The sequence below is a fragment of the Asticcacaulis sp. EMRT-3 genome, from assembly GCF_030027245.1.
In the GTDB taxonomy this organism is placed as follows: domain Bacteria; phylum Pseudomonadota; class Alphaproteobacteria; order Caulobacterales; family Caulobacteraceae; genus Asticcacaulis.
In genome coordinates, this window is the sequence record NZ_JASERT010000003.1 from 83,424 (window position 1) to 102,768 (window position 19,345).

The window sequence follows — 19,345 nt, forward strand, 5'->3', positions numbered from 1 at the left end:
TAAACAGGCCAGGGGGGTCTAACTTTTCCACGGACCTCGCGCATCTTCGGGTGGAGTCCTGGAATTGATCTGTTAAGGTGCCAGCATCAATTAAAGTTAATGGGACGGCACGCCGAAATGAAGACGCTGGTGTTAGCAAACCAAAAGGGAGGCGTTGGGAAAAGCGCGGTCGCAACACAGTTTGCCCAATATCTGATTGAACAGGGTCACCGGGTTCTGTTTATAGATCTCGATCATCAGCGTAACTCGTCCAAGGCACTAGCCAAAAGTGGCCGTGCGACTATTGCCCCCTTCACCGCCACTAAAATCTTCGAGGGCGTAGGGCTGACAGCTCCATCTGCCACATTTGCATTGGTCGAAGGCGATGGCGATCTCAGTGGCATGGAAAGGCAGCCCACCGCGCACAACGCATTTGTCAACGCGTTGAAAGCCTTCCTAGATCGCAACGCACACGCGTTCGACGTCTGTGTACTTGATACCAATCCAAATCCTGACATTCGCTACGCCGCCGGATTGATCGTTGCGGACTATGTCCTATCGCCAATTCAACTCAATCAGGAAGCCATCGATGGAATCGGTGGTTTGCTGAATCACACGCGTTATGGCATCCGAAAAATAAAAGCGACGCTTAACCCCAGCCTCGAATTGATCGGTATTCTGCCTAACCTGGTCGAACCGACACCCTTTCAGCGCGGGAATCTCAAGCAGATCGCAGAAGGCTTCGGCCAGCTGTTGATTCCGACAGGGGAGGGGAGTGGCATCGCGCTACTTCCGCGTCGTTCAGTTTTTGCCGAAGCTCAGGCCGACGGGACCTATATCGCCAACCTGAAGAAAACCGCTGCCCGTGATACCTGGCGTGAAATTCGCCCGGTGTTTGAAGCCATTGCCCACCGTATGGGATTAGAGGTGCTCAATGACGCTTGATCTGTCAGCCCTGGATGATCCGTTGGAAATCTCGACGGGTAAGCCGCTTCAGGTCTTACTTTCGGATATCGAAGAAGACCCTAACCAGCCGCGTGTTGAATTCGACGAAGACGCCATGGCCGACATGGAGGCGTCAATCAGAGCTAAGGGCGTCATCTCACCGGTGTCCATCCGACCCCATCCTCAAAAGCTCGGCAAATACCTTCTCAATTTCGGTGCCCGGCGTTTGCGTGGCTCAAGACGTGCTGGCCGAGATACCATTCCCGCCTTTATCGATGAAGGCCATGACGATTTCGATCAGGTTATCGAAAACGAACAACGCGAGAATCTGAAACCCATAGAGTTGGCTTTGTTCATCCAGCGCAAGCTTGACGCCGGTGCCAAAAAGGCCGACATCGCGCGCCGTCTTGGCAAGCCTGCGCCTGTCATTACCGAACATCTGGCTTTGATCGATCTGCCGCCAAGTCTGGAGCGCGCCTATCGCGACGGACGGCTCTCGTCTCCCAAGACCATTTACGAACTGCGCAGCCTTCACGCGAAGTTCCCAGCCGAGGTCGAGCGTTGGGTTGCCAAGCCCGTTGAAATTACGCGCGCCACAGTCAGCAATCTGGCCGCTGCACTGAAGGCGCCGCCATTGACGGCCCCCTTAGTCATGACTAAGGATTCTGAGGCTATGGAAGTTGCCCCTAAGCCGTCAAACAAGGCGACCGCTAAGGTGCCAGCCTTTGCTGCGCCCCAACCGATTAAGCGCCCCAAGATCCTTGTCGAACACAAGAGTCGCCCCGCGACGCTCATACTTGATCGGCGACCGCCGCTCCCCGGCATGGTTTATATCCGCTATGACACGGATCCGGACAGCAAGGACGTGCAGGTGGAGGCTGATACGGTCACCCTTAGCCAGATCATTGAAGACGAGACAGGCAATAGCTGAAGGGTCGCTTCAGGCTTCGTACCGGGAGGTTCATTTGATGTCGGCTCATCAGCTCATGATCTCAGACAGATAGAGCATGTGGGCTTGATCGAGGCTTAGCTCTTTTTCATCGAACACACAGAAATGCGCCGCCGCTTCAGGTGAGGACATCAGCCGAACAATTCCAAAATTTCCCTTTTGGGGATCAGAGGATTGTTGCCAAATCTGTTTATTGCCAAGGGCTATCGGTCAGTGCCAATCGCGGCCTCGAATGGATTAGGTCTGGACAAAAACCAGCTTCGCTTCGATCCTTTTACCGCAATATTCCCCACCGGTTAATTTCCGCCGCGCAAGCGCTTTGCATCGCCAGACAAATTAGCCGGAGCGGCATCTTCTTCACTTCGTTACGACCCTGCGGGTGCGGCCGGATCGTGTTCGTCCTCTTGACCTCCATCGAGGCCGCGATTGGCGCGGCCAGATAGCAAGAAGGCAAACGACAATGGCAACCATCGGTACTTTCACCAAGACGGAAAACGGCTACACCGGTTCGGTCAAAACCCTCAACCTTAACGCCAAGGCGCAAATCGTCGCAGTCGAGAAGGACAATGAGCGCAGCCCCGACTACCGCGTCTACTCAGGAACTATCGAGATCGGTGCTGGGTGGACCAAGACCGCACGCGAAAGCAACCGCGACTATGTGTCACTGAAGCTCGATGATCCCTCCCTGCCAGCCCCGATCTTCGGCAGCCTCGTTCAGGCGGAAGACTCCGAAACCTACAACCTGATCTGGTCGCGCCGCCCCGGCGAGTAGGTATCTCGGCCCATCCCCGCTCGAATGAGCGGGGATTTTGCAGGGCCCGTCATCTGGAGAGGCTTAAATTTGGGAGTCCAGCCGAGATAGAAGGCTCTTTGCAAAACCGACTAAGGCGCCGTCCGACGTCCTTAGTGCCGTAGCTCAATTTTATAGCGACGACTGTCGCCAAGAGGCAGGTTTTCGGCTAATGTGGAATCTAATTCCATATTGGACGAGATTTATGCGCCACAGACACCGCACGCTCAGCAAAACCCTGGAGACCGTCTCCACTGTCTTCCCCGTCGTCCTCATCACTGGGCCCCGGCAGGTTGGTAAGACGACTTTGCTTCAGGACTGTGCCGAAGCGACCCGTGGTTACGTCAGCCTGGATGACCTCGATCAACGCGCCTTAGCACAAACCGATCCGGCCTTGTTCCTGCAATTACATAAGGCACCTCTGATTATAGACGAGGTGCAATATGCACCGCAGTTGTTCAGCGTCATCAAAGGCCTTGTCGACAAGGATCAAACCAGCGGCCAGTACTGGCTCACGGGCTCGCAAAAATTCCATCTGATGCACGGCATTTCCGAAACTCTTGCCGGTCGGATTGCCATTCTCGATCTGATCGGCCTGTCCCAGACCGAACGCGATGATCGCGCCGTCGCGCAAAGCCCTTTCCTCCCGACGCTGGATTGGATTGAAAAAGCCCGACCACAGCCGTCAAGCTCGGCGGTCCTCGATGTCTATCACACGATCTGGACAGGAAGCTTCCCGGCTATCGCGCTTAACCCGGATATGCCGCGAGATATTTTCTATAGTTCCTACATCCAAACCTATATCCAGCGGGATGTCAGAGATCTGACGCGCGTGGGGGACGAAGTCGCCTTCGCACGCTTCCTCCGCGCCGCGGCAGCCCGCACCGGCCAACTCATCAACTACGCCGACATGGCACGCGATGTCGATGTCGACCAGAAAACGATCAAGGCCTGGCTTTCGATCCTCGAGACGTCGGGGCTTGTCTTTATGCTTCAGCCTTACCACAACAATATCACCAATCGCCTGGTCAAGACGCCGAAGCTCTATTTCCTGGATACCGGACTGTGCGCCTATCTAACTCAGTGGTCGACGCCGGAAGCTCTCGAAGCTGGTGCGATGTCGGGTGCCATCCTTGAAACCTATATGCTGGCCGAGATTCTCAAATCCTATTGGAACCGAGGGAAGGTCGGCAATTTCTATTTTTATCGTGACCGTGATCAGAGGGAGGTTGATCTGCTGATCAGTCAGGATGGGAAGCTTTACCCCATCGAATTCAAGAAGACGATGACGCCCAGTCTGGGTGCCACAAAGAATTTCGCGGCCTTGGAAGCCCTGAAACAGCCGATCGGTGATGGATGCGTTATCTGCCTAAAGGAAATTGATATCCCCCTGTCAAAGGCGGTTTGGGCAATTCCGGTGGGATACCTGTAACATCGCCATAACTTCTGGCAGATCGCTGTCAGTACGAATGTGCGCGAATGCGGGCCGTTTGGTTCTTTTCATATAAAGGAACAGCGGACACTTAGCTCACTAGCCGCGACGGTCGCGCGACTCCAGGCGGTGGGACGCAATATGGCAAGAGTGAGAGTCTGCGTTCGGGTGCCGTGACGGGTGGAAGACCAGAGGAAAGGCCTCCGGCGCTCGTCTCGGAGATCGATCATGAGCGGCTATCAGAAACATTCGACCGGCGGCGAAGGGCCGGCCAGTCTTTACAGTGATATTACTCGAAAAATCATCGCGGAGCTTGAGGCTGGCAATGTCCCCTGGGTCCAGCCATGGGCTGGGTCGGGGAGAGGGGGCGCCGCCGTCGGTATGCCTGCTAATGCCTCCACCCACAGGCGCTATTCCGGGATCAACATCCTGATTCTGTGGAATGCAGTGATCAAGCGAGGCTTCGCCCACCAAGGTTGGCTGACGTTCCGGCAGGCGCTGAGCCTTGGCGGCTGCGTCAGGAAGGGGGAACACGGCACCACGGTCGTTTATGCAGACCGCTTTGTCCCTCGAACTGAGCGTCAACGTCTCGATGCGGGTGGCGATGATATTCGTGCTATCCCATTCCTGAAGCGTTTTACGGTTTTCAACATTGCTCAGTGCGACGGTCTGCCTGATGACGGGACAGGACTGGAGACGGTGCCGGATACGCCGCAGATCGACCCCAGCGTCCGCAATCTGATCGCAAAAAGTGGCATAGATTTCCGCGTTGGTGGCGACAGGGCCTATTACGTTCCGTCCCACGATTACGTCCAGATCCCGCCGCCTGAGGCATATTTTGAGCCCATCAATTGGCACCGTACCGCGCTTCATGAACTTGGGCACGCAAGTGGTCACCCATCGCGCCTAAATCGCGATCTGACGGGACCGTTTGGCAGCCGTAAATATGCCGCCGAAGAATTAGTGGCCGAGATGACCTCGGCCTTTTGCTGCGCTTCGCTCGGCATTATGCCGACGGTACGCCATTCCGATTACATCGCCAACTGGTTGGAAGTCCTTCGCGAAGACGACAAGGCAATCTTCCGTGCCGCCTCTCAGGCCAGCAAATCCGCTGACTACCTTCTGGGTTTTTTAAAAGCTGAGGATGAAAGCGAGGCAGCAGCAGCAGCGGCCGCCGCAGCAGCAAGGGACGATCTGGCGGCAGCCTGAACGTGCCGAGGAGAGAGGTCGAGGGCTTCGCATGGTTTCGTGGCGGGTTGAAGGTCGAGAGAGAGGCTCTCGGCCGCTCGCTGCGGAGTTCTCAAATGACCCAAGCGACCCAGAAGATCGTCCTTAGCACATCGCGGGACATCCCCCTCAACAAGCTGGTCTTGTCCCAGTCCAATGTTCGGATTGTCAAATCCGGCATCTCTATTGAGGAATTGGCCGAAGATATCGCGCGCCGAACCCTCCTTCAAAGCCTCAATGTCCGCCCGGTCTTAAGCGGCGACGGGATCGAGACCGGAATGTTCGAGGTGCCCGCCGGCGGTCGGCGCTACCGCGCCCTGCAATTGTTGGTCAAACAGAAACGTCTGGCCAAGGATGCCCCTATCAACTGCGTTGTGCGCGCGGCTGGCAGTGACACGACTGCAGAGGAAGATTCGCTCGCAGAGAATGTTCAACGCGTTGCCTTGCATCCGCTCGACCAGTTTCGCGCCTTTCAAGCTCTACGCGGACAGGGTGCCAGTGAAGAGGAAATCGCGGCCCGGTTCTTCGTCAACCTCAATGTCGTCCAGCAGCGTTTGCGTCTGGCCTCGGTCTCGCCAGCCTTGCTTGAAGTCTATGCGGAGGACGGCATGACCCTCAACCAGCTGATGGCGTTCTCGGTCTCAACTGACCAAGTACGCCAAGAACAGGTCTGGGCCAATATTAAGGACGGCTATTCAAAAGAGCCTTATCACATCAAACGCCTGCTCACGGAGCACACGATTGAAGCATCGGACAGAAGGGCCTTATTCGTTGGCGTCGATGCATATGAGGATGCTGGCGGTGCCGTTTTTCGCGATCTCTTCAGCGGTGACAATGGCGGCTGGCTGCAAGATATTGGCCTTCTTAATCGCCTTGTGAATGAGAAACTGGCCTTGGCGGCCGAAGCGATTGCCGTCGACGGCTGGAAATGGGTCGAAGTGGCCGTCGACCTGCCCTATGGCAACACGGCGGGTATGCGTGAGATCACAGGTGCTGAGGCTCCATTGACTGAGGACGAGCAGGCGACGATCGATGCTTTGGTAGCTGAACAGGCCGCCATTGAGGCTAAATATGCCGAGGACGACGAATATCCCGACGAAGTCGACCAGCGCCTTGGCCAGATTGAAACCGCTTTGGAAGAATTTGATGAACGGCCCGCAACCTTTACCCCTGCGGAAAGGGCCATCTCTGGCGTCTTCCTCAGCCTGGCACGAGACGGCACGCTTGCGATCGAACGTGGATGGGTACGTCCGGAGGACGAACTGCCAGCAGATGTCGACCTCGACACCACTGTAGTTGATAGTGAGGGGGAAGGGGCAACTCTGGCTTCCACCGAGGCAACGGGAACAGTCATTACGGTTTTCGGTCATCCTTCGCCAGCGGCGGCGGATGAGGACGAAGAGACTATCCGACCACTGCCAGACCGGCTCGTCTCAGAACTCACTGCATATCGCACGCTCGCCCTTCAGGATGCTATCGCATGCAGTCCGCGCGTCGCTATGACAATGCTGCTTCATAAGCTGGTGACGGACGCCTTTCGTGCGTTGTCGACCGTGTCCTGCCTTGAGGCTTCCGTGCGCCGCATCCATTTCCCGGAACAGGGAGCGGATCTGAAAATCTGCCCCGCGGCTTTGGCAATCACCGAGCGCAGTGAGGCGTGGAAGGCGGCGATTCCTCAGGGTGACCAGGAACTTTGGGACTGGCTTGAAGGCGAATCCGACGACAGCCGAGCGATGCTTTTGGCCTACTGTGTCAGCTTCGGTGTCAACGCCCTGGTGGAGAAAATCGACCGCTACGGTGGCGGCTTGTCGCAACATGGCCTCGACCAGCGGATCGCCCAGGCGGACAGGCTGGCGACGGCCGTCAGCCTTGATCTGGTGGAAGCCGGGTGGCGCCCCACAGCAGATAACTACCTGGGTCGTGTGACTAAACCGCGAATTCTTGAAGCGGTCAGAGAGGGCGCTGGCGATCGTGCGGCACAACTCATTGAGCACCTGAAGAAGGGTGACATGGCGAAGGAAGCTGAACGCCTGTTGGCAAATACTGGTTGGTTGCCGGAACCCCTGCGTCTTGAGGCAGGACGAGCTGAAGCAGAAGCGCTTGAGCCGGAAGCCAGGGCCCTGCCGGAATTCCTCACGAACGGTGAGGATGGTGCTCTCAGCCACGCGACAGCGCCTGAGCAATTAGCCGCAGCTGAATAGTCGTCACCGGAGGGGAGCCCGGCAATGACCGGGCTCCCTTCATTGTCAGGAGCGCCAAAATGGCAGACTACGAATCCCCCACCATAATCCAGCCGATCATTCCCAATGCCGATATGACGCCGTTGGAACGTCTTCTCCTTACAGAGATATTCACTGGCGAGCCAGAAGGCGACGGCCTCTACTTCTTCGCCGAGCAATCGACCAACGACATGCCGGAATTCGATAGTTCGGATCTGCGGGCAGCGCTGCAGGCATCGGAAGGGCATGAAAGCCAAGCTGCCGAGTTTGTGCGAGAACAGCTTGCGAAAGCGGCGCCAGAGGATATCTCCATCACGCTCGATATGAGCATCATCTCCTGGGAATATCTGTTCCAGGATATCGTCAGACGTTCGAGCACACTCACCTATGTCACGGCGATCTCGGCGTACACCTGCTCAAAAATGCGCACCGACGGGTTCGGCGGCGTGGCCGTTCTGATCACGGCGAATGAGGTTCGTGGCAAGAACCTGGACGACGTGCTGGCGGACATGCTCGACGAGGCGGAAGCGAACGGCGAAATTCCGGCAGGTGTATCGTGAGCATTCCCGATCCCGTCCGCGCCAATTTCGATGTCCTGTTACGGGCTGCCGAAAATTGTGACCTCGCGTTAATGGAATGTACTGACGCCGAAACCGGGGTCCCTCGCTATGTGCTGTGTGCAGTGGCAAAGGATGGCGATGCCTATGTCATGACGCCTTTTGGCCACATGGTTTCCGACCAGGACCCCTATACCGCCTATATCCCTCCCAACGTTTGACCGGCAATGCGGGGCCAGAAGCATAGCGACCCGTTGCGCCTGACCTATCCAGCCTCAATTCCATAGACAGGATAAGGGGGCTGCTGCCAGTCTATCACCGAACGGGACCAGGTCTGTGCCATCGTACAGCACAATGCCATAGGCAAACTTGTCCTTGCAAGCCTCGGCAAGTGTCCGCAGGCCTGCAAAATCGTCTGATTTGACGGCTGCATTGGCCTTGATTTCGATTCCTACGATCATGCCGTCATCGCGTTCCAACACGATATCGACTTCGTGCAGTTGCTGGTCCCGGAAGTGGTAAGGGGTCAGGCGCATGTCAGAACCCGTGCGAAGTTTCAAAACTTCAGCGAACACGAATGTTTCCAATAACGCGCCGAATGCAACGCGATTGGCTTTTACCCTGTCGAAAGTCAGGCCGCGGGCCGTCGCCAGCAGCCCTGAATCTAGGAAATGCAGCTTGGGCGTCTTGATGATGCGCTTTATGGCATTCGTGTACCAGGGCTGCAAGGTTGACACCAAGAACACCTGTTCCAGAAGCGAAATATAGCGCTGGCTGGTCTTGTGGCTGACGTTTATGCCGCTACCAAATTCCGAATAGTTGACCAATTGTCCAGAATGCTCCGCCAGGAGGCGGACGAATTTTGGCAACTCGGTGAGCTTCTCAATGGCGGCAATGTCGCGCAAATCTCGCGTTAGAACCGAAGTCAAATAGGCTCTTGCCCAATCCTGCCGTCGACGTTCTGAGTCGCGCGCCATAGCCTCGGGAAAGCCACCCAGCAGAACCAGCCGCATTAGATCATCCCCAATGATCTGTTCACCGCTGGCTTGCAAGGCGCCGGCAAAGGCACGCTCCAAAAACGTCGGTGCGACGCCGGTGATTTCGACTCGCGCCAGTGGCAGCATCTCGATGGTTTCTATGCGACCCGCCAGACTGTCGGCGACACGCGCAAGGGTGAGAATGTTCGCCGAGCCGGTAAGCAGGAAGCGGCCAGGACGGTAGTCGTCATCAATCGATTTCTTGATCGCCAGCAGAAGATCCGGTGCCCGCTGGATTTCATCGATGATCACATGGTCCAGGCCGCGAATAAATCCGACGGGATCACTCCTAGCCGCTTCAAGCGTGGTCTGATCGTCAAGCGTGAGATAGGTGCGGCCGCTTTCTCCCATCTTCCGTACCAGCGTCGTCTTACCGGCGCGGCGTGGCCCTACGACCAGCACAGCCGGTGTGTCGGTGAGGGCCTCCTTCGTCCGCTGCTCAACCAGTCTCTGATACATGTCGTCTCTTTATTTTATTGGCACTATGCGCCATGACAATTGGAAGTCAATAGCTAGGCAATTGGAAGTTTAAGACCAGGTGATTGGGAGTCTTGCTCGCTGCTTTGGCGAAAAGGGATGGAAAGTCCTTCTGCGGACCGTCTAAGGCAAGGGACTCCCAGAGTGAGAGGGCGGCGTGGAAGGGATGAACCGCAGGGATTGAGAGAGATCAGTTTCGCCGGTTTTTTTTCGTTCCCCCCTTATCAAAGGCGCTCCCATGATCAACCCATCCTCCGCCTCAGTGGCGCGTTGCCGCCCGATAGCCTCCGATCTATCCCCTAAGGCCGCGCACATCTATAGCGCCGCAGCAATTTTGCTCCCTCTCTTGGAAGGCGGCTCGCAGATCGATGCCAGGCTGCTTCGGTCTGCCATGGAAACCGCCTTTGGTGCGTCGGATTCGTCCGGCACCTGGGATTGGAAGAAGGCCTACGACGCCTGCGAAATCGCCACCGTCTTGTTCCTGCGCAAAGATGCGCGGGCCTTGCGCGATCTGATGCCAGAACCGCTCAAGTTGCTGGCTATGCTGTCAAGAGTGTCGGGCTTGCTGCCGACCCATACCCGCCGCTCGGAGGATGGTGTCAATTTTCAACAATTCTCAACACCGATCACTCTGGGTCTGGCTGCCCTACGCGCTGCAGGAGTGACCGCTAACGATGTTGTGCTTGAACCATCGGCAGGTACGGGCCTGTTGGCCATCCTTGCCGAGATTGGTGGCGCGAGCTTGATCCTCAACGAACTGGCCGATGGGCGCGCCGATATCCTCGATCAACTGTTTCTGTGTCGCGATGTGACGCGCTTCGACGCGGCGCAAATCCATGACTATCTCCATCCGTCGCTTGTGCCGAGCGTCGTTCTGATGAATCCGCCCTTCTCGGTCATGGCTCATGTCTCGGGCACCATGATCGATGCCGCCTATCGCCATGTCGCCTCAGCTCTCTCACGACTTGCCGATGGTGGGCGGCTGGTGACTATCACTGGTGCCAATTTCTCGCCGGAGACGCCTGGCTGGCGGAACGCTTTCATTAAGCTGCAAGCCCAGGGCCGCATCCAGTTTTCAGCGTCGATTGGCGGGTCTGTCTATGTGAAACATGGGACAAACGTCGAGACACGCCTGACGGTAATTGACAAGGTGCCAGCGGAGAACCCCGAACAATTTGACGGATTGTTTGGAATGGTGGGCAATGTCGCCGAGCTTATTGCCCTCGTAGATCGGCACGTACCACCTCGCAAAGCCATCGTTGGCATTCCGGCTTCTCTGTCCTCCAAGGCCTCTCCAGCGCCTGAGCGTGCGGCCTATAGACCCAAAGGTAACTCAGCGCCTACCGCAGCCGCCTCAAGGGATCCTGTGGCTATGGAGCTGGCCTACGAGACGATCGAATGGCAGGCTGTCGACGGGGCGGCCATGAGTGACGCCATCTACGAGGAATACCGCCTCCAGTCGATTATCATCCCCGAGGCCCGGCCGCATCCGACCAAACTGGTTCAGTCCGCCGCTATGGCGTCAGTTGCTCCACCGCAGCCGACCTATCGCCCACATCTGACGACGGAAATTGTCACGTTGGGCCGACTTTCAGACGCGCAACTGGAATCGGTCATCTATGCCGGGGAGGCGCACAGCGCCTTTCTCGCCGGCAGTTGGACCGTCGACGAGACCTTCGATATGGTGGCTGCGGCGGCGAATGATGCCGCAGGCTCGGTGCGCTTTCGACGCGGCTGGTTCTTAGGCGACGGAACGGGTGCTGGCAAGGGACGGCAAAGTGCCGCCATCATCCTGGACAATTGGCTTAAAGGTCGGCGCAAAGCGGTCTGGGTGTCTAAATCCGACAAGTTGCTGGAGGACGCCCAGCGCGACTGGGGTGCGCTCGGCATGGAGCGCTTGCTGGTGACGCCACTGTCGCGGTTCCGCCAGGGTGCTGATATCCGGCTGACTGAAGGTATCCTATTTACCACCTACGCCACGCTTCGATCAGAAGAACGCGGTGAGAAGCCCTCACGGGTCCGCCAGATTCTCGACTGGCTGGGTGATGACTTTGACGGTGTGATCATCTTCGATGAAAGCCACGCCATGCAGAACGCAGTCGGCGGCAACGGTGAACGCGGTGACCAGGAGGCGTCGCAGCAAGGAAGAGCAGGCTTACGCCTACAGCACGCCTTGCCCAATGCGCGTGTCGTGTATGTTTCTGCGACGGGCGCGACCAATGTGCACAATCTGGCCTATGCGCAACGTTTGGGCCTGTGGGGCGGTGAAGATTTTCCATTCGCCACCCGATCAGAATTCGTCGAGGCCATTGAGGCAGGCGGCGTTGCCGCCATGGAAGTGTTAGCGCGCGATATGCGTGCCCTGGGTCTCTATGCGGCGCGTTCCTTGTCCTATGATGGGGTGGAGTATCAACTGGTCGAACACGAACTGACACCAGAGCAGACGGCCATCTATGATGCCTATGCCAGCGCTTTTGCCATCATTCACAATAATCTCGATAAGGCGATGGAGGCCGCCAACATCACAGGCGCTGAATCCGGAACGCTCAATCGGCAGGCAAAGTCGGCTGCGAGAAGCGCGTTCGAGAGTGCCAAGCAGCGCTTCTTCGGACATCTGTTGACCAGCATGAAGACGCCGACGCTGATCCGGTCGATCGACCAGGACCTTGAACTCGGACATGCTGTCGTCATCCAGATCGTGTCGACAGGCGAGGCTCTGATGGAGCGGCGTCTGGCGGAATTGCCGAGTGAAGAATGGAACGATGTACGCGTCGATATTACTCCTCGCGAGTACGTCCTGGATTATCTCGCCCGTTCTTTCCCTGTCCAGCTCTACGAGCCTTACTCGGATGCGGATGGCAAGGTCTATTCCCGGCCAGTCTACAGGGATGGCCAGCCCATTGAAAGCCGTGATGCCATCGCCCGCCGCGACGGCCTGATTGAGCGTTTGGCGTCACTACCCGCTGTTCCAGGTGCACTTGACCAGGTTGTGCAGCGCTTCGGCACCGATATGGTGGCCGAGGTTACAGGCCGATCGCGCCGGATCGTTCGCAAAGGCGAGCGCCTGGTGGTCGAAAACAGAGCCGGATCCGCCAACCTCGGCGAGACGCAAGCCTTCATGGACGATGTCAAACGCATTCTCATCTTTTCGGATGCAGGCGGTACCGGACGAAGCTATCACGCGGAACTGTCGGCCAGGAATCGCCGTTTGCGCGTCCACTACCTGCTGGAGCCCGGTTGGAAAGCCGACGCCGCCATCCAGGGTCTGGGACGCACCAACCGTACCAATCAGGCGCAGCCACCCCTGTTTCGTCCCATCGCCACAAATGTGAAGGCTGAAAAACGCTTCCTGTCGACCATCGCCAGGCGGCTGGATACACTTGGTGCGATCACGCGAGGTCAACGTCAGACGGGTGGGCAAGGGATGTTCAGACCGGAAGACAATCTGGAGAGCGACTATGCTCGGGCCGCCCTTCGTCAGCTCTACCTCCTGCTGGTTGGAGGCAAGATCGAGGGATGTTCTTTGACCCGGTTTCAAGAAGCGACGGGCCTTAGCCTTACTGACGACAGTGGCATCAGGGATGATCTCCCGCCCATTACGACTTTCCTCAATCGCTTGCTGGCGCTGACAATCGAACTTCAAGGCATTTTGTTCACAGCTTTCGAGCAATTGCTCAATGCCCGCATTGAGGGCGCGATTGCTGGCGGCTATTACGATCAGGGGCTCGAAACCCTGGCGGCTGAGAGCCTGATCGTCACGGACCGTCGTGTCATCCATACTCACGTCATGACCGGTGCACAGACACAGCTCCTGAGCATTACCCGCCGGGAACGCAATCAGCCGGTTACGGTCGATGAGGCCATGACGCTTTATCAGGACTATGGCGGTAAGCTATTGGTCAATGAGAAGTCGGGGCGCGCCGCCGTACAGGTAGCCGCACCCAGCCTTATGCTCGACAACGGTGATATCGAGCGTCGGATTACCCTTACACGCCCGATGGACCGGCACCATGCTGCCTTGGCGTTGATGGAAGATACCCATTGGATCGAAGCCGATCACGAGACATTTGCGCGGGCCTGGGCGAAGGAAGTGGCCGAAGTGCCGGTTTTCACTGAGAGCACCATTCATGTTGTTACAGGCCTGTTGCTGCCGATCTGGAAACGGCTGCCGACCGACTCGACGCGTGTCTACCGCCTTCAGACTGACGCAGGCGAGCGGATCGTGGGACGGATGGTACCGGCGGCTTGGGTGGCGATCGCCTTGGTTAATGGTGGGACCGACCTTTCGCCTGCTGATGCGTTTGCCGCTTTGCTGGAGGGCAAGGCCCTGATCGACCTTGCCGAGGGCATGCAGTTGCGGCGGGTTCGGGCTATGGGCGCCCACCGTATCGAGCTGACAGGTTTTACCGATGCCATGCGCGACAGACTGAAGGCGTTTGGCCTGTTCCACGAGATCATCTCGTGGAAATTGCGGATGTTTGTCCCGGTCGACGCCAACGGGATTGCAGTGCTGGACCGTCTTGTGCATCGGTATCCGATTCATAGCATTTCCGAGCGGGACGGCGCATAATGGCTCATCTTGGCGCCAATGACATTGCGGAGCGTCTCGCCGAAAGGGCCGAGGCATTCTGCCGTATATACCTGACGGCCGGCCACAAGGAGGGTCGCTACTGGCGCGTGGGCGATATTCGTAACACACCGGGGACGTCCACTTATGTGCGTCTGCAAGGACCGCTATCTGGAAAGGGCGCTGCCGGCAAATGGACCGATGCGGCCACGGGCGAACATGGCAATCTCCTCGACGCGATCCGCGAAGTATGTGGCCTTGCCGACTTCAAGGCGGTCCTGGCCGAAGCCCGCAGGTTTCTGAGCCTGCCAGATCCCGAGCCAGTGCGCGACGCGAAACCCAAACCTGGCCGGACGCACTTGGAAAACCGAGAAGCGGCGCAACGGCTCTATGCCATGGCTCTGCCATTGGCGTGTTCACTCGCGGATACCTACCTGCGTGGCCGCGCGCTCATAGTGCCCGATGCGACCGGGCCGCTGCGGTTCCATCCTCGCTGCTATCATAAGACCCATGATGACCAGAAGGCGCAGGTCTGGCCGGCCATGATCGCCGCGGTCACCGACCTCGACGGCCATGTGACAGGGGCGCATCGGACCTGGCTTCGGCGTGACGGGCTGGACAAGGCGCCCCTCGACACACCGCGCAAAGCCATGGGTGAAATTCTCGGCCACGCCATTCGGTTTGGGCAGGCGCGTGACGTGCTGGCAGCCGGGGAGGGGATCGAGACGGTTCGCTCACTGTCGAGCGTGGCCCCCGACCTTCCGCTGGCGGCTGCCACATCGTCGAGCCATCTGGCCGCGATCGCTTTCCCGCCAGAGCTTAAGCGGCTCTATATCGTCAGGGACAATGATGCAGCGGGCGACGAAGCCTGTGACACACTGGTGTTCCGTTGTCAGGCTGCCGGTATCGAGCCGATTGTCCTGTGGCCTCAGCTCAACGACTTCAACGACGATCTGCGGCAACTGGGATCGGGCGCCTTGCGGGAACGGTTGCGTCTTCAGTTGGCGCCGCAGGACGTTGAGCGCTTTCTGGCACCGGATTAGGCGTGCCGTGTGCGGGGGGCTCTCGTCACGGGTTATGGGCGGCAGGTATCTCCTGACGGAAGGGTCGCCGCGCTCACGGCCTTCTTGAGAGGGCGATCGAGACCTCAGGGCATCCCAACCGACAATGGCATCACCTCGGCTATTTTCCGCCGGCGGTAAGACCCGCCTTTGCATCGCGAAGCAAAATAACCGGCTTCGCCATCCTCCGCTATCGCTGCGGCCGGGCAAGGGCCCGGTTCTGGTCGGGTTCGCCTGATGTCTTTCGTCGCCATGAAGGCCGCGACAGGCGCGGCTAATCCGATGGAGAGACAAGATGCCAACCGACAACGCCAATACCGAATTTGAGCCCCATCACGAAGGATCCGCTACGGACTACGTCTTCAATGAGCTGCAATTGCACGGCTACCGTCCTTTCCAGGACGAACCCGATCCGAGACCTATGCCCGAAGCCCACCAGGTGCAAGGCGCTGTCGGTGATATCTTTGATGCGCTGATCTCGACCCTGGACGATACTCGGCTGGAGCCCGACCTTAATGATCTGCTGTGGTCAGGTGTGAACTTGTTTCATCGCGCTGTCGATCGGGTCGCCCGTGAGCTTGACGACAATGAGCAGGCCCAGCGCCGTAGTCAGGACGAGCAGGATGGCTCGGAGATCCGCTCGGTGGAACTAGAACGTCTGCTGGCAGAAGGCCAGTCGCTGATTGAACGCCGGGACGTGTTCGAACACATGCGGGACCTCGCCGCGGAGCATTATGAGCGACATACGCGCGCACCCTGGCGTCCACGCGCGGGCTCGATGGTCAATCACCGTAAGGTAACGTCGGCCATGATCGACAGCCGGGACTTTCTCAGCGCCAAGCGGCGCGCGTCAAATGAGCTGCTCATTCCCCCCGGCCCAAAGGTGGTCTTCAGCGGCGGGGCTGACTTTGAGAACTATAATTTGATCTGGGCCAAGCTCGACGCGGTTCATGCCAAGCATCCCGACATGGTGTTGATGCATGGTGGATCGCCAAAAGGTGCCGAGCTTATTGCAGCCAAATGGGCCGATGCGAGAAAGGTTGCGCAGATCGCTTTCAAGCCGGACTGGACGCGTCACGCTAAGGCGGCTCCCTTCAAACGCAACGACGCAATGCTGGATGTACTGCCGATCGGAGTTCTGGTGGCGCCGGGTTCGGGCATTCAGGACAATCTGGCCGATAAGGCGAAGCAGAAGGGTATACCAGTTTGGAAATTCGGCATAGGCGGCGCGTAAGCGCCCCTTTTCTCATGGTTTTGCTTTGGGCTTTAACACGCGGGCTTTCGGAGAAGCAGCCGACGGAGCGAATAGGCGACCATCCCAATAGACCGGCTCGTGCAAAGAAGGCGTCAGCATTTTGAACTCTGGATGGTCCGGATTGATGAGGATGTTGTCGTCGATTTTGGTCACCGCGCTCTTGACGAGCAGGATGACAGATCGCTTTTGGATATACCAGGCCGCGCCATATGTCTTGCAGATGGTTTCGTCATAACCATCCCAGCCAGGATATTTCTTGGTATCGAAGCGCTCGTAGCTGACCCCTGGCGGGATAGTTATTTCGATGTAGTGCTGGTCATCGGGTAATATACCGCCGCCATGGACGAGCTTTTCGAGGAGCGTCGTCGCGTAATTCGCCGCGGAGTAGATAATGGGCGATGAGGGTGTATTCCAACGGCCAGGATAGAGCCGGGCGCCGGTGGCATCATAAATCGGAAATTTGCCGTTCGCATCGCCCACGCGATATGAGATCAGTTGGCGGTCGAGAATTTGCGCTGTCAAGCGGCAGCGCCATATTGAATTCGACCAAGAATATTTTCGACGCGTCGGCCGCCGGCCTCGCTATCAAGCGCGACGTCCCACGGTTTTCTTTCTGCGAGCATCAGGTTCGGCGTCGTTAAGAAGCGCCACGCCTTGTCTTTATTGTGAAAGACATCATTTGCCATGAACCAAAGGCTGCAAACACGAAAAAGTCGCTCGCTGGTCTGCTGCGATAGGCGGCGAACGCCGTCATTTGTCGCTCTGGATTTATAACGAGCCAGAGACGCGCGCGGAACGATCTTGTCCAGGAATTGAGATTGTGCGGGCGCTATTTCAACGGCGACCGAGTCCAATGTTTCAACGGGAAAGCCGATTTTTACCAAATGCAAAAAATCGGGCGTGGCTGCGGCTCCGCCGGAGGCGCGCTTGATTTGATCTAAGACTGCGGAATGAGCCATATCTTGTCTCCCATATGAGACCAAAAATGGGCTCACATGAGACGTATGTCAAGGCCAAACGATGTAACAGTGGTCTCATGCAGTCATCGCCGTCGACCGACGCTGAGTTATAGACCTCGACGTCTAATCGTTTGCTATGGGCGCGGCAACGCCGAAGCGCACAGGAAAATTTACGCCAGCGCTTCCTGAACCAGGCTCAAAGTATCGAAGCGCCGAATAAGCCGGTCGGCTTTCTCATTACCCAACAGCGTCACCAACTGGTCCGGCCATGTCGCAACGGCATTGCGGACGAGGGCCTTCATTTCAGCCTGAACCCTGTCTGGATCGATCTGAAGGAACCGAGCGATCCGTGAGATACGTTTGAACGTCACGCTTTCAAATGCCCGCGTGCCGGCAAGCTCCAGCGCCAATTGGTCATTCGGCACATAGAGCACGGTTGGCACAATGTCATAAGCGGGTGACAAGCGGATAATGCCAGGCGCGGGGAAGATGAATGACCAGTTCTTGAGGTGATTATCGCCATTGCCAATCAGGACGTCGACGACGGACCGGCGAAAGCCTTCCATGACATCGATCCGCCAGTCAGAACTGAAGCGCTTGATCGTGTTCAGAATGCTCTCATAGTTCGCCATCGTATATTTATGCTCGCCAACAGCCCCGATGACCTGACCGATATCTTCGATGTGAATGCGCGCGCTGTCAGGCCCGCGGTCGAAACGGTCCACACAGAGGACGGTCTCGCCATGCTGTAGAAATTCCGCAGGTACGCCTTGGATGTCATTTGTTGAAATCAGGCGGCAATGGGCCGTGGTGACCCCCGCCAGCCCCGCTAAATGCATGGCGGCGTGTTCCGCTTCGGGCAGGCCTGGGTACTGATCGCTGGCGACCTTCAGGATGCAGCGGCTATCACTATCGCGCCCCGGAACCGTAAGGCGGTCACCGTCCGGGTTGGCGGTGAATTTAAGCTGGACGCCAGCGAGGGAGAATTTGACTACACCTTCAGGCTTAGGTGCCCGAAAGCCGTGAACGCGTTCAAACTGCATCGGCCCGACGCTAGCCGGTAACTCGGTCTCTGGGATCACCATAACCGCACCGGGAAGATCGGCACCGAGGCGCGCGATCAGGTCGAACTGATCGTGATTGCCCGCGCCCATTTCAGTCATGACCAGCTGTCTGAGCGCACCCTCCGGCAGCAACCCTGAAAACCAGGGTGCGAGATATCCGTGCAACCCGATTTTATCCCCACGGTTGGCAAGGCGCGCCTGTGTGAGCATGTCGTTGTCCGGTGCCAACCAGCTTAAACTCATGATCGGCCTGTTGGGTTCCTGCAAATAGGCTTCATCGACGACGAAAGCCGTTGTGCCTGTAGCGTCACGACTTAAAGTGCCGACGCGCACAGACGAATTGGCGGGTCCCAGGAGATGAACTCCGAGTATAGCCGCATGACCGGCCATCACTTTTCTCCATCGTCGGACAGATCGACAAAGACATCATCATAGACGCTACCCGTCGGGTTCAGACGCATGGCTGGTTGGTTTGGCTCAAGACGCTGTAATCTGGCGACCTCAGAGCGTGGTACCAAAACGGGAACCATGTCCAGAACGTCGCAAACCTCAACAAGGAGGGTCAGTCGATCTTTGCCCAGGCGGTTATTGAGGAGGTCACGTTCCAACTCTGAAATGCGCGCACGGTCGCGTCCCAGTCGGAATGCCAGGTCAGGCTGCGTCATTTTGCGAGCTTTGCGGGCCTGCCGCATTTGCTCGCCCAAAGAGGGGAAGATGTCAGTTTTCATGCATCATACCGCTTGGAATTGTCTAATGAGCGGAATATCGCACATTATAGAAATAATCAATTTAAAAGCGTAATACCGCATAAAAGAGCAAATAATGCG

Annotated in this window: 16 protein-coding genes; 11 read left to right on the forward strand and 5 right to left on the reverse strand. The window is 57.5% G+C overall.

Annotated features, from left to right (window positions below):
* Nucleotides 1-117 precede the first annotated feature (117 nt).
* The 8 genes from QB905_RS14710 (at nucleotide 118) to QB905_RS14745 (ending at nucleotide 8,319) form a co-directional block, all read left to right on the forward strand.
* Nucleotides 118-924, forward strand: a complete 807-nt coding sequence (locus tag QB905_RS14710) for a ParA family protein (protein WP_282975932.1) — start codon at nucleotides 118-120, stop codon at nucleotides 922-924.
* Nucleotides 914-1,855 carry a ParB/RepB/Spo0J family partition protein gene (locus QB905_RS14715; RefSeq protein WP_282975933.1) on the forward strand — a complete coding sequence of 314 codons (942 nt, stop codon included), beginning with the start codon at nucleotides 914-916 and terminating at the stop codon, nucleotides 1,853-1,855. The genes QB905_RS14710 and QB905_RS14715 overlap by 11 nt, the downstream gene beginning before the upstream one ends.
* A gap of 478 nt (nucleotides 1,856-2,333) precedes the next feature.
* Nucleotides 2,334-2,645: a DUF736 domain-containing protein gene (locus QB905_RS14720; protein ID WP_282975934.1), complete on the forward strand. Its 312-nt coding sequence runs from the start codon at nucleotides 2,334-2,336 to the stop codon at nucleotides 2,643-2,645.
* 223 nt (nucleotides 2,646-2,868) lie between these two features.
* Nucleotides 2,869-4,095, forward strand: coding sequence for an ATP-binding protein (locus tag QB905_RS14725; protein ID WP_282975935.1), 1,227 nt, complete (start codon nucleotides 2,869-2,871; stop codon nucleotides 4,093-4,095).
* A gap of 228 nt (nucleotides 4,096-4,323) precedes the next feature.
* Nucleotides 4,324-5,304 (forward strand): ArdC family protein, encoded by a 981-nt coding sequence (locus QB905_RS14730; protein ID WP_282975936.1) that lies wholly within the window; start codon nucleotides 4,324-4,326, stop codon nucleotides 5,302-5,304.
* 95 nt (nucleotides 5,305-5,399) lie between these two features.
* Nucleotides 5,400-7,523, forward strand: coding sequence for a ParB/RepB/Spo0J family partition protein (locus tag QB905_RS14735; protein WP_282975937.1), 2,124 nt, complete (start codon nucleotides 5,400-5,402; stop codon nucleotides 7,521-7,523).
* A gap of 59 nt (nucleotides 7,524-7,582) precedes the next feature.
* Nucleotides 7,583-8,101, forward strand: coding sequence for a hypothetical protein (locus tag QB905_RS14740; RefSeq protein ID WP_282975938.1), 519 nt, complete (start codon nucleotides 7,583-7,585; stop codon nucleotides 8,099-8,101).
* Nucleotides 8,098-8,319 carry a DUF6117 family protein gene (locus QB905_RS14745; RefSeq protein WP_282975939.1) on the forward strand — a complete coding sequence of 74 codons (222 nt, stop codon included), beginning with the start codon at nucleotides 8,098-8,100 and terminating at the stop codon, nucleotides 8,317-8,319. Before QB905_RS14740 ends, QB905_RS14745 begins: the two co-directional genes overlap by 4 nt.
* 54 nt (nucleotides 8,320-8,373) lie before the next feature.
* Here the strand turns inward: QB905_RS14745 and QB905_RS14750 are convergent, their stop codons facing one another.
* On the reverse strand, nucleotides 8,374-9,594 hold the full coding sequence (locus QB905_RS14750; RefSeq protein ID WP_282975940.1) for an ATP-binding protein: 1,221 nt from the start codon (nucleotides 9,592-9,594) through the stop codon (nucleotides 8,374-8,376).
* Nucleotides 9,595-9,850: 256 nt separating this feature from the next.
* Here QB905_RS14750 and QB905_RS14755 point away from each other — a divergent pair, with 256 nt between their 5' ends.
* From QB905_RS14755 to QB905_RS14765, 3 genes are all read left to right on the forward strand, one after another.
* Entirely contained in the window at nucleotides 9,851-14,182 is a 4,332-nt protein-coding gene (locus QB905_RS14755) for a strawberry notch-like NTP hydrolase domain-containing protein (RefSeq protein WP_282975941.1), read from the forward strand.
* Nucleotides 14,182-15,222: a DUF7146 domain-containing protein gene (locus QB905_RS14760; protein ID WP_282975942.1), complete on the forward strand. Its 1,041-nt coding sequence runs from the start codon at nucleotides 14,182-14,184 to the stop codon at nucleotides 15,220-15,222. The genes QB905_RS14755 and QB905_RS14760 overlap by 1 nt, the downstream gene beginning before the upstream one ends.
* 313 nt (nucleotides 15,223-15,535) lie before the next feature.
* Nucleotides 15,536-16,474: a DUF2493 domain-containing protein gene (locus QB905_RS14765; protein ID WP_282975943.1), complete on the forward strand. Its 939-nt coding sequence runs from the start codon at nucleotides 15,536-15,538 to the stop codon at nucleotides 16,472-16,474.
* Between the two features lie 12 nt (nucleotides 16,475-16,486).
* Here QB905_RS14765 and QB905_RS14770 read toward each other — a convergent pair whose 3' ends face one another.
* The 4 genes from QB905_RS14770 to QB905_RS14785 all read right to left on the reverse strand — a co-directional run bounded on the left by QB905_RS14770 (nucleotide 16,487) and on the right by QB905_RS14785 (nucleotide 19,246).
* Complete coding sequence (locus tag QB905_RS14770) at nucleotides 16,487-17,017, reverse strand: RES family NAD+ phosphorylase (RefSeq protein WP_282975944.1); 531 nt, start codon at nucleotides 17,015-17,017, stop codon at nucleotides 16,487-16,489.
* On the reverse strand, nucleotides 17,014-17,454 hold the full coding sequence (locus QB905_RS14775) for an antitoxin Xre/MbcA/ParS toxin-binding domain-containing protein (RefSeq protein ID WP_282975945.1): 441 nt from the start codon (nucleotides 17,452-17,454) through the stop codon (nucleotides 17,014-17,016). Before QB905_RS14775 ends, QB905_RS14770 begins: the two co-directional genes overlap by 4 nt.
* A 170-nt stretch (nucleotides 17,455-17,624) precedes the next feature.
* Nucleotides 17,625-18,908: a type II toxin-antitoxin system HipA family toxin gene (locus QB905_RS14780; protein ID WP_282975946.1), complete on the reverse strand. Its 1,284-nt coding sequence runs from the start codon at nucleotides 18,906-18,908 to the stop codon at nucleotides 17,625-17,627.
* Nucleotides 18,908-19,246, reverse strand: coding sequence for a helix-turn-helix domain-containing protein (locus tag QB905_RS14785; protein WP_282975947.1), 339 nt, complete (start codon nucleotides 19,244-19,246; stop codon nucleotides 18,908-18,910). The genes QB905_RS14780 and QB905_RS14785 overlap by 1 nt, the downstream gene beginning before the upstream one ends.
* Nucleotides 19,247-19,345: the final 99 nt, after the last annotated feature.

What these genes read in the sequence shown, in the direction of transcription:
- QB905_RS14710 (WP_282975932.1), top strand. Translation starts at nt 118, where the DNA reads ATGAAGACGCTGGTGTTAGCAAACCAAAAGGGAGGCGTTGGGAAAAGC.
- QB905_RS14715 (WP_282975933.1), top strand. Translation starts at nt 914, where the DNA reads ATGACGCTTGATCTGTCAGCCCTGGATGATCCGTTGGAAATCTCGACG.
- QB905_RS14720 (WP_282975934.1), top strand. Translation starts at nt 2,334, where the DNA reads ATGGCAACCATCGGTACTTTCACCAAGACGGAAAACGGCTACACCGGT.
- QB905_RS14725 (WP_282975935.1), top strand. Translation starts at nt 2,869, where the DNA reads ATGCGCCACAGACACCGCACGCTCAGCAAAACCCTGGAGACCGTCTCC.
- QB905_RS14730 (WP_282975936.1), top strand. Translation starts at nt 4,324, where the DNA reads ATGAGCGGCTATCAGAAACATTCGACCGGCGGCGAAGGGCCGGCCAGT.
- QB905_RS14735 (WP_282975937.1), top strand. Translation starts at nt 5,400, where the DNA reads ATGACCCAAGCGACCCAGAAGATCGTCCTTAGCACATCGCGGGACATC.
- QB905_RS14740 (WP_282975938.1), top strand. Translation starts at nt 7,583, where the DNA reads ATGGCAGACTACGAATCCCCCACCATAATCCAGCCGATCATTCCCAAT.
- QB905_RS14750 (WP_282975940.1), bottom strand. Translation starts at nt 9,594, where the DNA reads ATGTATCAGAGACTGGTTGAGCAGCGGACGAAGGAGGCCCTCACCGAC.
- QB905_RS14755 (WP_282975941.1), top strand. Translation starts at nt 9,851, where the DNA reads ATGATCAACCCATCCTCCGCCTCAGTGGCGCGTTGCCGCCCGATAGCC.
- QB905_RS14760 (WP_282975942.1), top strand. Translation starts at nt 14,182, where the DNA reads ATGGCTCATCTTGGCGCCAATGACATTGCGGAGCGTCTCGCCGAAAGG.
- QB905_RS14765 (WP_282975943.1), top strand. Translation starts at nt 15,536, where the DNA reads ATGCCAACCGACAACGCCAATACCGAATTTGAGCCCCATCACGAAGGA.
- QB905_RS14775 (WP_282975945.1), bottom strand. Translation starts at nt 17,454, where the DNA reads ATGGCTCATTCCGCAGTCTTAGATCAAATCAAGCGCGCCTCCGGCGGA.
- QB905_RS14780 (WP_282975946.1), bottom strand. Translation starts at nt 18,908, where the DNA reads ATGGCCGGTCATGCGGCTATACTCGGAGTTCATCTCCTGGGACCCGCC.
- QB905_RS14785 (WP_282975947.1), bottom strand. Translation starts at nt 19,246, where the DNA reads ATGAAAACTGACATCTTCCCCTCTTTGGGCGAGCAAATGCGGCAGGCC.